Below are 12,855 nucleotides of genomic sequence, written 5' to 3'. Positions count from 1 at the left end.
CCTGCTCGTCTAACCCGCTGTTCCCTCTTCGATTGCCAGCATCAGCCCGTGTCCTTGGGTGATCAAGGCGGCGGCATGGGTGCGGCTGCTCACGCCCAGTTTGCCGAAGATGTTCTTCATGTGCGTCTTGATCGTCTCGGGAGAGACGCCCAGGGCTTTGGCGATCTCCTTGTTGGATTGCCCGCGGGCCACACCTTGCAGGATCAGGCGCTCTTTCACGGTCAGGCCATGCAGGGTGTCCATCCTGACGGGCTCGGCGAGCGCGTCTTCGCGCCAGCGCGATGGCAGGGATTCGAGCAAGGCCGATGCACCGGCCTGTCGCACGGCGCCTTGCCATTGAGCAAGCCGCCACTCTGCCGTGGCCGTGTCGCCGAGGCGCAGGTGCACGTTCACCATCGCGATCTGCAAGGCCATCTGCGACAGCCGCATGTGGGCAGCGCCTTGCGCAGCGGCCAGCGTTTCGGCATCGGCCAGCAGCGTGGTGGGGCATTCGCCGGTGACGGCGGCCAGCTCCAGTTCGGCCAGCACGCAGGCATGGGCCACACTGTCCACGCCAGGGGGCAAGGCGCGTTCGTGGCGCAGCTGACGCAGGCGTTGGCCGCAGGCGCGGGCTTCTTCGAGCTTGGACTCCTGAAGGCTGATGCGGCTGCGCTCCAGCAGGGCCTGGGCCAGCAGGCGCGGCCAGTGGCGGTGATGGGCCAGGGTCTCGATCTCGACGACGCGCTGGCGTGCCAGCGCCAGGTTGCCTTGTTGGCGCAACAAGGTGGCACTGCTGCCCAGCGCCGCCTCGATGGAGTCCAGGAAGCCGCAGGTGCGCACGAACTCCAGGCTGTCGGCGAGCAGGGCCGTGGCCTCGCTGGTGCGCCCTTGCAGCAAGCGCACACGCGCCAGCAGGGCCGCAGGCAGGGCGCGCAGCACGGGGCTGGTGGCGCCGCTTTCGGCCAGATCCATGAAGGCGCCTTCCAGCCGCGCTGCAGCGCCGGCCAGATGGGCTTGCTGCACGTCGGCCAGGGCCTCCATGCAGTGCTGGTACAGGCGGTTGAAGGTGTAGCGTGTGCGCGATAAGGGTTGCGATTGCAAGGGCGGCAGGCTGTAGAGGCTCTGCCATTGGCCCGCCTGCAAGAGCCCATAACGCTGCACATTGGTCAGCACATTGCAGATCCAGGGGCGATTGCCCAGATGCGGCATGCAGGTGGTGGCCAGTGCTGCCCCTTCGTCTGCCCGGTCGTCCAGGGCCAGCAGCATGGCGCGCAGTGCGCGCAGCTCCCAGACATGGACATCGCCGTTCTCGGGGAGCTCGTCCAGCAGTTGTTGTGCTTCGTCGTGCTGCATGGCCAGCGCGGCGGCCCAGGCCAAGGCCAGGCGCATGGGGGCCGGGAAGCTGGGCAGGTGCTCTCGCAAGCGACGCTGCCATTGCAGCAGGACGAGGAAGTCGCCTTGCTCCACCAGGTCCATGGCGCAACAGCGGATCCAGCTTTGGGCCTGGGTGGTGTCCCCCGCGGCCAGTGCCAGCGAGATGGCCTGGCTCCACCAGCCTTGGGCAGCCAGCCAGTCGGCCGCACGGATTCTGAAGTCCTGTGCCTGTTGGGGATCGTCGCGTTCCAGCAAGCGGGTCAGGTGGTCGCGCAGCAGGGGGTGCAGGCTGAACCATTCGCCTTCGGCGCCGTGGGTGCTCAGGAAGAGTTGCCGCCGCTCCAGCGTGTCGATGAAGGCGTCGGCGCCGGGGCCCTGGCAGTGCGTCAGCATGGGCGCATTGAAGGTCTCCAGCAGCCCCAGTGGCAGCAGGCGTTGACGGAAGTCGGCATCCAGGCCCATCAGCATGTCGTCAAAGAGCAGGCCCAGGGTGCGCGGCAAGGTGGCCAGCCCACCGCGGGGGTGGTTGCTGGCGGACAGCAGGTAGGCCCGCAGCGCGGTGCTCCAGCCACCTGTGGCCTCTTGCACGCTGGCCAGCTGCGTGGCCGTGGGTGTCTGGCCGGCGCGCGTCAGCAGGGCCTGTGTCTCTTCGGGCATGAAGCGCAGGTGTTCCGCATCGATGGCCAGCACCAGGCCGCCGCGCACCTGCTGCAAGACGGTGGCAGGCAGGTCGTGGCGGCTGATGAGCAGCAGATGCAGTTGCGGTGGGGCATGCCGCAGCAGCAAGTGCAGGGCCGTGTCCAGCGTGGCTTCGCTCACGCGGTGGCAATCGTCCAGCACCATCAGCAGGTGATCGGGCTGGCTGTGGATGTCGTTGGCCAGCAGTGTGGCAATGGTGTCGGCCGGTAGAAAGGGCCAGGCCTTTTCCAGTGCGAGCACATCCAGCCCCAGCGCCGGTATGGCCCTTTGCAAGGCCGCGGCCATGCAATAGAGCAGGCCGGACGGGGTGTCATCGCTGTCGTCCAGTGTGAGCCAGGCGCTGGGCACATCGCGTGCCGTCAAGGCTTCCACCCAGGCCGCGGCCAGCGTGGTCTTGCCGAATCCGGGCGGGGCCTTGATGACGGTCAAGGTCTGCTCCAGCAACCTGGGCGAGAGGTCTTCCAGACGCGGACGCGGCAGCACACCACGGCCACGGCGTGGTGGATGAAGGCGCGTGGTCAACAAGGGTGGTGTCTGTGCCGAAGTGCTGTCTCCGGTCTCGGCCACCTTGCCCCCCGCGCTTCCCCAAACGGGGGATGAATCTTGCAGGAGGGGCTTCATACCATTGTCTCCATACCGTGTTGAAGGCTCTCCTTGCGCCACGGTATAGCGAGAGCGGACGCGCGGCCTTGACGAGCGACAAGCCAAGGCACGAGGGCCTACCCCGAAATGGGGGCGCACCGAGCATGACCAGGGTCAAAACCCCACTTCCATCAACTGTCAATCATCCAGCTGTGGAAAACCGAGGAGAAGAGACATGAACACCAAAGCAGCCGTTCCACAACGCGTCTATCGCCGCCCGGCCGATTGGACGCTCATGTACCCCATCTTTGGCAGCCATGTGCGGCGCATCGGTTGGTTGCGCACCCTGGCCGGTGGCCTGCCGATGTACCTGTGCATCCCCTTGTTGATCGTGATGCACGTCACCGTGTGCGTGGCGGCCTATCAGTGGCTGCTGCGCCCGCTGTTCGGCATACCGCGTGTGCGTTGGGCCGATCACGTGATCATCGATCGCCACCGCATTGAGGGCATGAGCTGGTTCGACAAGTTCAACTGCATGTTCTGCAGCTACGCCAATGGCCTGACCACCATGGCCAATATGGAGCTGGATCACCTGGCCCGCGTGGACCACGCCTTGCCGCTGTGGAAGAAGGGGGTGGTGGCCATGGTGGCCTTGCTGCTGGCCCCCTTGATGGTGGTGTTCGAGCTGGGCGTGCAGATCATCTACAACCTGCTGGTGTCCCGCCCCCTGGGCATGCACCGCGTGTCCATGGCCGAAGCCTGGCGCGTGATGGCCAAGGACGGCTATGCCGCGTCTTACCCCTGGCTGGGCCGGGTGCCGCTGCGCTGCGCCAAGAGTGTTGTGTTGCGCTTCTCCATGGGGCTGGAGCAGATCGAATCCTCCTGGTGCCCGCTCAAGCACTTCGAGACCCGTGAAGGCATCGTCTACCCCAAGCACCACGACAAGTTCTTTGGCCAGCATGAGATCGAACAGATGCGCGCGGTGCTGTCCACGGTGGGCACGGTGTCGAACCGTCACCCCAGGTGGTGAGCTGACACGTCACCTCACGTCCACTTGCAGGCCGGATGCGGCGTTGTTCAGGAGCAGTACATGATCAAAGAAGACAAGGTCAGCCGTCGCGGCTTCATCAAAGGTGCGGCCGTGGTCACGGGGGCCACAGTGGGGGCGGCGGCGCTGGCCGTGCCGATGTCACGCCACCCGGAGGTGGATGCCGAGTACCCCGAGGTGCCGGAGAACAAGGTCGAGTTGCCACCCCATGGCAAGAGCGTGCTCATCATCGGTGGCGGCCTGTCGGGCTTGCAGGCCGGGGTGGAGTTGTCGGCGCGGGGCTTCAAGGTGATCATCCTGGAGCGCTCGGGCACACCGGGCGGCAAGCTCAAGTCCTGGCGTGACCGGCACTTCGGGCCGACGGACGACCCGGCCAAGAGCGACCCGGCCTTCCCGGGCTACATCCGCGAGCATGGTGTCCATGCGGTCTGGGGCTTCTACAACAACCTGCGCGAGTTCCTGGGGCGCCACGGCTGGCGCCTGTCGGACATGCCCAACGACGCGTCCATCTACAACTTCCTGGACAAGGACGGCACCGAGAGCCACCTGCGCAATTGCAACTGGCCCAAGCCTTACGACAAGCTCCAGCTGCTGTTGAATGCACGCGAGGTGAAGCACCTGCCGGAATCCGAGCGCAACGACTTCGTGCGCCTGGCCATGCGCCTGATGAGCTTCGACTACGCGGACCCCAAGCAGCGCGCCTACATGGACGGCATGTCCTTCCTGGACTACGGGCGCAAGCTGGGCGTGTCGGAGCCTTTGATCCACAAGATCTGCGACAGCCTGCTGGAGATGGCCTACTTCGACAACGTGGACAAGGTATCGGCCTTGACGCTGGCCAACATCTTCCAGCTCGTGGCCGGTGCGGCCGACGACATGAAGGTCAACCTCTACATGAACCCGGTGGGCGAGACCTTCTTGCAGCCCATGGTGGACTACATCCGCTCGCACGGCGGTGAGATCCACTACAACACCGAGGTGAGCGGCTTCGAGATGAACGGCAAGCGCATCACGCGTGTGCTGGCGGCGGCCGTGCCCTCGGCGCCAGCCAAGGTGCGCCGCTGCTCGATCTGCGGCAACCTGATCTACGACGGCATGGAGGTGGGCCATGAGTGCCCCTTCTGCGGGGCCCACACCGACATGATCCGCGACATGAGCGAGGCCGATCGCGGGGCGCGTTCATGGCAGGCTGATTACTACATCTCGGCGCTGGACATACCGGGGGCGCAGCGCCTGGTGGGTGCCAATCTGCAGACGCTGGGTGATGTGCCCTACTTCCGCAACATCCTGGACCTGCATGCCAAAGCGGTGTTCGTCACCAACCTGTGGTTCGATGGCAAGGGCTATTGGGAGCGCAAGATCAAGGATGCAGACGGGCGCCCGGCCGTGTGCTTCTTCGCCACGGGCTTCCAGCACCTGGGCATCACGGTCAACCGCTCGCTGCGCGTGCCTTTCCCTGATTGCAAGCTGATGTCCTGGTCCATGGAGTACCCCGACCGCAACGTGACGGTGATCGAGACCCAGATCGCCAAGACCGATCTGGTGGAGGGCAAGAGCACCAATGAGATTGCAGCCTTGTGCTATCAGGAGCTCAAGGCGGTGATCCCTGATCTGCCCCCGCCACGCAGCGCCTATGTGAACCGCTGGCACACCTACACGGGCTACCACGTGGGGGATGAGCAGCGCCGCCCGCCTGTGCAGTCGCCCATCGACAACATGCTGTTCATCGGGGACTTGTCCTTCGTGCCGCACCCGGCCGTGTTCATGGAAAAGACCAATGTCACCGCCAAGTGGGCCACCAACCTGATCCTGGAGAAAGCCGGCATCAAGGAGGGCCACATCAAGATCCTGATGTCAGGCACGCCCAGCCTGTTCACGGACCTGATGCAGTCCACGACCCAAGTGCAAGTGTGAAACACAAAGGAGACACCAAGATGAGCGTACAAGTGATCACCGCACGAACTGCACCCACCGCACCCATGGCCGATCGCGAGCCGCAGCGCCAGCCCAGTGACTTCCTCAAAGGCATTGTGCAAAGCGAGTTCCCGATGGAGCTGTTTGACCGTGTCGGCAAGCTGCCCGTCTTCTACTACGACAACTCGTCCATGACGGCTGTCTTCACGGCGTCCACCAGGCAGGTGCGTGCACTCTTGCCCGACCCGCAGATGCACCCCATCGAGCTGATGCCGGGTCGATGCGTGGTGGCCTTCAGCGCGTTCGAGTACCGCGACACCGACATCGACCCCTACAACGAGTTCAGCATCTCCTTCCTGATGAGCTACGGGCGTCGCACGGTGCCAGGCATGCACTTGTTGCGAGGCCTGGCTTCACGCTGCTTCGAGGCCTATGTGTGGAAGCTGCCCGTCACCACGGAGATCGCGCGCTGGGGTGGGGTCGAGCTTTACGGCTACCCCAAGTTCCTGGCCGACATCGACTTCAAACGGGATGCAGCGCACACGACGTGCACCTTGTCGGAGGACGGCCGCCACATCCTGACGCTGCAAGGGCAGGCGCTGAAGGGTGAGGCGGCCAAGTTGCTGCGCTACCGCGCCTATTCGATGAAGAACGGCGTGCCGCTGTGCGCCAACGTCTACACCAACCCGCTGCAGTACGCGCAGACCATGTCGCCTAGTGCGGCCAGTCTGGTACTGGGTGACCACGACATCGCCCGGCAGTTGCGGGCCCTGGACTTGTCATCGTCACCGCTCATGTACCAGTACTGCCCGCGCAATGAGCTGGTGCTGTTCGGGCCGCGCAACCTGATGGACAACTGACACGGCTTGCCGCGCCAGGGACCACAGGGTCATGCGGGACTTGCACACGGACTTCGTCGGGTTGCAGACGCCCTGGACGACGGCGGTCGGCCGCACCGGGCCGCGCACCTACCTGGACTCTGCCGCCACGACCCTGGCCATGCGTTCTGCGCTGGCCCGGCGCGAGCAGTTGCTGTTGCATTACGGCAGCCCGCACACCGCGCTCAATGCGGCCTCCAACCTGTGTGTGGAGGCCTTGCGGCGGGCTCAGGAAACGGTGCTACGCTTTTTCGGCTTCCCGCCCGACGACTACCACTGCGTCTTTGTGGGGTCGGGGGCGACGGCGGCGCTCAACCGGGCTGCCGCGATGCTGTCGCGCCTGCACCGCGATCGGCCGGGCGTGGCCCTGTCCATGATGGAGCACCACTCCAATGACTTGCCCCACCGCCAGGCGTGCGAGACGGTGTGCCACATTCCCCTGATGCCCGATGGGGGCGTGGACCTGGCCGCGCTGGAGCGCGAGCTGGCGCAGCAGCGCGCAGGTTATGTCGCGTTGACCGCTTGCAGCAACGTGACGGGCGCGCTCACTCCGATCACCGACGTGGCGGCGCTGGTTCACCGCCATGGCGCGCACCTGCTGGTGGACGGCTCGCAGCTGGCCGTGCACCGGCGGCTGGAGGCCCCCACCGCCATTGACGCCTTCGTGTTCTGTGGCCACAAGGCTTATGCGCCGGGCACGCCAGGTGTGCTCATCGTGCGCAAGGCCCTGCATGATGGGGCCGGCCCGATCGAGCTCGGTGGTGGCATGGTTCACCGCGTCAGCCAGCATGGCTTCGAGCTGGCCACCGACATGGCACAGCGCACGCATGCCGGCACCCCGGACGTGCTGGGGGCTTTCCAGATCGCCATGGTGCTGAGCCGTCTGCAAGCCCATGGTTTTGACCAGGTGATCGCGCACGAGCAAGCATTGACCCGCCGCTTGCTGGAGCGCTTCAAGGCGATGCCCGATGCGCTCGTCGTGTATGGCGACCCGGACCCGGGCAAGCGGGTGGGGGTGGTGTCGTTCAACCTGCGTGGGCTGGAGCACCCCCTTGTGGCCTGGGCCTTGGCCCATTGCTTCAACATCACCGTGCGCCACGGTTGCTTCTGTGCGCAGCCCTACGTCCGCGAACTGCTGGGGGTGGGGCAGGCACTGAATGAGCCGGGCGATGAGGCTGCACAACCTGGCATGGTGCGGGCCAGCATTGGCGCCTACACCACGGCGCAAGACATCGACACGCTGGTGGGTGCGTTGTCAGACATCAGCGCGCGCCCCGATCACTATGCACGCTGGTTTCGGGCCAGCCTTGCGGAAGACGCGCAGGGGCGGGGCCGCCATCGGCTGGTCGGGCAACTGAATGCCATCTGCAGCATGGACTGAGGCCTTGGTGTGATGGCGCGATGAGGTGGGGGTGCACGCCCGCGTCAGGCCCGCACGCTGCCCAGCGCCTGGGCCACATTGACGCGGGACATCCGCCAGGCAGGGATCGCGGCCGCCAGGAGGCCCACCACCAGCGCGATGCTGGCTTGCATGCGCAAGGTGCCTGGTGACACGGTGAAGCCGTCGACCAGGCTGCCAACGGACGACACGAAGAGGGCCGAGGCCGGGTAGGTGAGGGCGATGCCGGCCAGCACGGCCAGGCAGGCGATCACCATGCTTTCGCACAGCAGCAGCGTGGCCACATAAGCCGGCGAGAAGCCCAGGGCCTTGAGGGTGGCGTACTCGCGCAGGCGCTCGGAGGCCGACATGGTGATGGCATTGGTCAGCACCAGGAGGCTGATGACGACCAGGCCCATGCTGACGATGCGCAGCCACAGCAGCACGTTGTGGCTCATGGCGACGATGGACAGCTGGTAAGCCCGCTCACTCTGCGTCTTGGTGCCGGCCGCGGAGTCCTGGAACAGGGCGTCGATGCGCGCGGAGACCGCGGGTACGAGGGCCGGGTCATCGACCCCGACCACATAGACGCCCACCACGTCGGGCACACCGCTGCCCAGTCTGGCCTTGAGTGTTTCTGACAGCAGCTTCCAGTGCACGAGCATGAGCGCATCGTCTGCCTTGTGGTCACGTGGCTGGTAGATGCCGCGGACGGTGAAGGCCCAGGCGCCGGGGTATTTGTCGCCTCGGATGGGCAGGGTGTCGCCGATCTTGAGGCCAAGAGATGCCGCGAGTTTGGGGCCGATGACCGCGCCTTGCCGGTCTTGCTGGAAGGCGCGCCGCTGGGCGTCGCTGAGCTGGTATTCGGGGTAGAGGTCGAAGTAGCTGTTGGCATCGACGGCCAGCTTGGTGAAGGGCTGGCGGTTGTCACCATGGATGCCGCCAAACCAGGTGAGCCAGGTCAGCCCAGACACGCCCGGCACGCTGCGTATCTGCGGCGCCTGGGTGATAGGCAGGGGGTGGGTGAAGGAGATGGCCGAGCGCGTGATCAGGCGCGTGCTGGAGCTGGCATCGGCGCTGGCGTACCAGGCTTCGATCACCGTGTTGATCAAGCCGCAGGCCATGGTGGCCACGGCCAGGCCCAGCACGGTCAGCAAGGTTCTGAGCCGGTGCCGCAAGGCGTTGCGGATGGCGAGTTGAAAAAGGCCCATGTGCGCAATGGTGCGAGTGCGCTCAAGGCGTGTCGGGGGCTTTGGGCTTGGTGCTGCGGGTGACGCGGGGCGCGCGGGGTGCCGTCGGCACGCTGCTCAGCTTGGGCTTGGCCCCGCTGGTGCTGGTTTGCGTCAACCAGCTTTGCAAGCCGCGCCAGGCGTACAGGTTGTAGTTCAGCACCTCGTCCACCGGGCGGCGCATGCCGTCGGCGATCCACATGGCGCCCACTTGAATGGCCAGGCTCAACAGGCCCCCGGCCAGCCATTCGACGTCCAGGTTCCGGCGTATGGCAGGCGGCACGATGTCATCGGCCAGGTGCTCCATCAGGACCACGTACTCCTTCAAGGCGCCGCGTGAGCGTTCCAGGCTGAGCTGGTTGGCGCTGACGGCGTCGATCAGCATGATCTTGCCGCGTCGGGGGTCTTCCTGGATGAATGTGTAGAAGGCGCGCAGCCCGTCGCGGGCCAGGCTTTCGATGTCTTTGGGGGCGGCGAGCAGGGCGGCGCTGACGCGCTTGACCAGCTCGGTCTTGAGCAGGGCGTAGACCTGGTCGAAGGCGTGTTCGGTGCTGCTGAAGGATTCGTAGAAGTAGCGCTCGGTCAGGCGGGCGCCGGCGCAGATGTCGCGCATGGTGGTTTTGGCGATGCCGTGCTGGGTGAAGGCGTCCAGCGCGGCTTCCAGCAACCGCTCGCGGCGTTGCTGGCGGCGGTCGTCGGCGGATTCGCCGCGCCAGGGGCGGGTCACATTGGGGGCCGAGCTGCGCTGATTCATGGTCTTGACTGCCTCAGGTTTGGCTGCTTTACAGGCTGATCGCACTGGCCGATGGGGCGCCGTGACCTTGGTCTCGCGCAGGCTGCGTGAGGTGGGGCTGGCGCAGCCTTGCAGCGACTATATCAATGTGAGGTTGCTGCAGCATCGTCATGTGGTTGCCGGAGATGGTGTGGATGCGGGCACGCGGGGTGAACGGCTGCCAAGGCGTGGCGCGGTCCTGGCTGCCGGCATGGGCCGGGTTGGGGGGCGTGTCCTTGGCGCAGACGATGAGGGTGTCGACGTCCAGCTCGGCCAGCGGCATGTAGCGTGTATTGAGGTTGGCGTGGAAGACACGCACCAGATCGGCCAGGCTGCTGGCCTGGCTGGATGAGCCCAGCAGCCTGGCCTGGACCATGGCGCGGTGCAGGGCGGCTATCTGCGCGTCGTCATGCAGGGCGGCGAGGTCCGCGCGGTGCAGTTTCAGCGGTTGGTCGGCCTGTTCGGCCTGTTGCGAGAGCAGTCGTGCCAGCTCCACGATGGCGTCCAGGCGATCGAACTGGCGGCCCGCGGCACCCTGGGCGGAAGGCGGCCTGCTGTCGAGCAGGACCAGGGTTTGAACAGCTTGGCCCGCCTTGCGCAATTGCCTGGCCATCTCGAACGCGATCCAGCCACCAAAGGAGTGGCCCACCAGGGTGATGGGGCGCGTCAGCTCCAGCGCCAGCAGGGCTTGCACGTGGTGCGCGGCGGCGTCTTCCACCGTTGCGAAGGGCTCGGCCTGCCCGTCCAGGCCTCGGGGTTGCATGCCCAGGACCGGGACGTGCGGGCCCAGTGCCTGCGTCAGGGGCACGAAGCAGGTGACGTGGGCACCCGCACCGGGGATGCAGACCACGGGGTTCTCTGAAGTGGCACCCGCCTGGATGACGACCACGGGAGAGGCACCGCTTACTGGGTACGTGGGGGCTGTGGCTGGTGGTGCCGATGTGAAAGCGGCTGGCGCTGACGTCGCCGGCTCCGACTTGAGCGCCTGGTTCATGTGCAACGCGAGCTGGCCGACCGCCGGGGCACGCAGGATGGACCAGTGGTCGGCTTCGATGGGGTGCACGGTGAGCTGACCTGGCAGGGCCTCGTGCCATTGCTGGACTTGTTCTGGTGAACCTGAGGAGGCAGCGTAGTAGTGAAGTGGTGTGCTCAGGTGGAGGGGCGGCAGCGCCTCGTGCTGGATGGCGTGGGCCAGCACGCTGGCCTGTGCGAGCAAGGGCCGGATGGCGTCGATGTCCAGGTGGGCGGGCAGCAGGCCGGCCTGATGGGCCTCATCGACGATGTGCTCGATGGTGGGCGTGAGGCGGGTGTCGGCCCAGCGTTGCAGTTGTGTGCGGCGCTGTGGGTCTTCCAGGTCGGTGGTGGTGGCCAGGTAGGCCAGCAGCACCTCGCGTGGGGTATGGGGTGTGGCCGTGGTGGGGCTGGCGAGTGGGGCCGTGTGGGCTTGCACCGGGCAGGGCGCATCAATGAGGCCCAGGTAGGCCACTTGCTCGCCGAGCTCGGTGAGCCGAGCCGCCGTGGCATAGGCCAGCACACCACCGGCCGACCAACCTGCCAGGTGGTAAGGCCCGTGGGGCTGCACGCGCTGGATGGTCTGGGCATGCAGCGCGGCCAGTTGGGCCAGCGAGCTGAAAGCCGGTTTGCGATCGGGTGTGAGGTCGAGCACGTTGTCGGGCAGGGTGAGCGCATGAACCGGTCTGTCTGCGTCGATCAGGCGGCTGAGCGCCAAGTAGGGCAGGCCCGAGCCAGCCAGATCGTGCAACAGGAACAGGGGCGGCCGGTGGCCTTGCGCACGCAAGGGCAGTGTGGGGGCGGCGTCCTGCTGGGTGCGTTCATGGATGCCGGTGTTGGCGGCGGATGCCAGCAGCGCCGGGGTCGGACTCTGGAAGAGCTGGGCCAGCGGCAGGCGGATGCCCAGCGCTTGCACGCGGCTCATCAGCCGGGCCGCAGACAGGGAGTGGCCGCCCAAGGCAAAGAAGTCGGCATGGCGGCCGCAAGGCGCCTCCAGGCCCAGGGTATCCTGCCACAGCAGGCACAGGGCGCGCTCAAGGTCGTTGCGAGGTGCGTCGTCTGCTGTGCGTATGACGCTGGCCTGGCGTGCTTGCTGGCTGTTGGCCAGCAGGGCGTTGCGGTCTACCTTGCCGTTGGGTGTGAGCGGCAGCTCGGCGATGCTCAGTATCGCACCGGGCAGCATGTGGGTGGGCAGGGTCTGGCGCAGGGCATCGTGCAGGGCTTGATGCCGTGGATCGTGCAACTCAGCGGTGTCGGCCTGCGTGTGAGGGACCACGAAGGCGACGAGCGTTTGATCCGCCGGCATGCCGTCTGCCAGCGAGGCCGGCGATGCGGGCTGAGCCAGCACCACCGCGTCGCGCACATCGGGGTGTTGGCGCAGGCAGGCCTCGATCTCGCCCAGCTCGATCCGCAGGCCGCGCAGCTTGACCTGGTGGTCGTTGCGGCCCAGGTAGATGAGCGCGCCGTCGCTGCGCCAGCAGGCCAGGTCACCGGTGCGGTAAAGGCGGGCGCCGGGCTGGGAGGCAAAGGGATCGGGCACGAAGCGTTCGGCGTCGAGTTCAGGCCGCTTGAGATAGCCGTGTGCCACGCCGATGCCACCGATGTGGAGCTCACCGGCCACGCCCATGGCCTGGGGCTGGCCGTGGCGGTCGAGCACATGGGCTTGCATGCCCGTGATGGGCTGGCCGATGGGCACCGGGCCACCGTGCGTGTCAGCGTCGCAGGCATGGACCGTGGCGCAGATCGTGGTCTCGGTCGGGCCATAGGCGTTGATGAAGCGGCGGCCTTGAGACCAGGTGGCCAGGACGCTGGAGGGGCAGGCCTCACCGGCCACGATCAGGGTGTGCAGATCGGGCAGCAAGGGCCTGCCGTGTAAGGTGGCCGCGTGAGCCTGGTCTGCCATGGCGCTGAGTGCGACGGGGGGCAGCGTGGCATGGGTGATGCGTTGCGCGCGCAGGGTGTCGTACAGCGCTTCGCCGGGCATGAGTGCC

8 protein-coding genes (1 of these 8 only partly in view) are annotated in these 12,855 nt (G+C 66.4%); 4 read left to right on the top strand and 4 right to left on the bottom strand.

Annotation, left to right across the window (positions count from 1 at the left end; all coding sequences use genetic code 11):
• Positions 1–9: 9 nt before the first annotated feature.
• A complete protein-coding gene (locus HY019_RS04140; protein ID WP_290688569.1) occupies positions 10–2,673 on the bottom strand; it encodes a LuxR C-terminal-related transcriptional regulator in 2,664 nt (887 codons plus the stop codon).
• Between the two features lie 196 nt (positions 2,674–2,869).
• On the opposite strand from HY019_RS04140, the gene HY019_RS04135 reads away from it, so the two are divergent.
• Genes HY019_RS04135 through HY019_RS04120 form a run of 4 tightly spaced genes read left to right on the top strand, consistent with a single transcriptional unit; the run spans position 2,870 to position 7,855 of the window.
• Positions 2,870–3,664 (top strand): hypothetical protein, encoded by a 795-nt coding sequence (locus HY019_RS04135; protein WP_290688568.1) that lies wholly within the window; start codon positions 2,870–2,872, stop codon positions 3,662–3,664.
• A gap of 60 nt (positions 3,665–3,724) precedes the next feature.
• On the top strand, positions 3,725–5,596 hold the full coding sequence (locus tag HY019_RS04130) for an FAD-dependent oxidoreductase (protein ID WP_290688567.1): 1,872 nt from the start codon (positions 3,725–3,727) through the stop codon (positions 5,594–5,596).
• Positions 5,597–5,616: 20 nt separating this feature from the next.
• Entirely contained in the window at positions 5,617–6,456 is an 840-nt protein-coding gene (locus HY019_RS04125; protein ID WP_290688566.1) for an acetoacetate decarboxylase family protein, read from the top strand.
• Between the two features lie 31 nt (positions 6,457–6,487).
• Complete coding sequence (locus tag HY019_RS04120) at positions 6,488–7,855, top strand: aminotransferase class V-fold PLP-dependent enzyme (RefSeq protein WP_290688565.1); 1,368 nt, start codon at positions 6,488–6,490, stop codon at positions 7,853–7,855.
• A gap of 44 nt (positions 7,856–7,899) precedes the next feature.
• Here HY019_RS04120 and HY019_RS04115 read toward each other — a convergent pair whose 3' ends face one another.
• The 3 genes in view from HY019_RS04115 to HY019_RS04105 are tightly spaced (at most 28 nt apart) and all read right to left on the bottom strand, a layout consistent with a single transcriptional unit that may run on beyond the window.
• Positions 7,900–9,063, bottom strand: coding sequence for an FtsX-like permease family protein (locus HY019_RS04115; RefSeq protein WP_290688564.1), 1,164 nt, complete (start codon positions 9,061–9,063; stop codon positions 7,900–7,902).
• 22 nt (positions 9,064–9,085) lie between these two features.
• Positions 9,086–9,835 (bottom strand): TetR/AcrR family transcriptional regulator, encoded by a 750-nt coding sequence (locus HY019_RS04110; RefSeq protein ID WP_290688562.1) that lies wholly within the window; start codon positions 9,833–9,835, stop codon positions 9,086–9,088.
• A gap of 28 nt (positions 9,836–9,863) precedes the next feature.
• On the bottom strand, positions 9,864–12,855 hold the end of the coding sequence (locus HY019_RS04105) for a non-ribosomal peptide synthetase (protein ID WP_290688560.1). The gene runs 25,682 nt beyond the window's last position; only the last 2,992 of its 28,674 coding nucleotides appear in the window; its start codon lies off the right edge, out of view; its stop codon occupies positions 9,864–9,866.

The sequence above is a fragment of the Aquabacterium sp. genome, from assembly GCF_016195855.1.
Taxonomy (GTDB): domain Bacteria; phylum Pseudomonadota; class Gammaproteobacteria; order Burkholderiales; family Burkholderiaceae_C; genus Aquabacterium.
This window is presented reverse-complemented; position numbering and strand designations above follow the sequence as displayed.

Bases quoted from the DNA above. Each gene is read 5' to 3' on its own strand.
- HY019_RS04140 (WP_290688569.1), bottom strand. From the start codon at position 2,673: ATGAAGCCCCTCCTGCAAGATTCATCCCCCGTTTGGGGAAGCGCGGGG.
- HY019_RS04135 (WP_290688568.1), top strand. From the start codon at position 2,870: ATGAACACCAAAGCAGCCGTTCCACAACGCGTCTATCGCCGCCCGGCC.
- HY019_RS04130 (WP_290688567.1), top strand. From the start codon at position 3,725: ATGATCAAAGAAGACAAGGTCAGCCGTCGCGGCTTCATCAAAGGTGCG.
- HY019_RS04110 (WP_290688562.1), bottom strand. From the start codon at position 9,835: ATGAATCAGCGCAGCTCGGCCCCCAATGTGACCCGCCCCTGGCGCGGC.
- HY019_RS04125 (WP_290688566.1), top strand. From the start codon at position 5,617: ATGAGCGTACAAGTGATCACCGCACGAACTGCACCCACCGCACCCATG.
- HY019_RS04115 (WP_290688564.1), bottom strand. From the start codon at position 9,063: ATGGGCCTTTTTCAACTCGCCATCCGCAACGCCTTGCGGCACCGGCTC.
- HY019_RS04120 (WP_290688565.1), top strand. From the start codon at position 6,488: ATGCGGGACTTGCACACGGACTTCGTCGGGTTGCAGACGCCCTGGACG.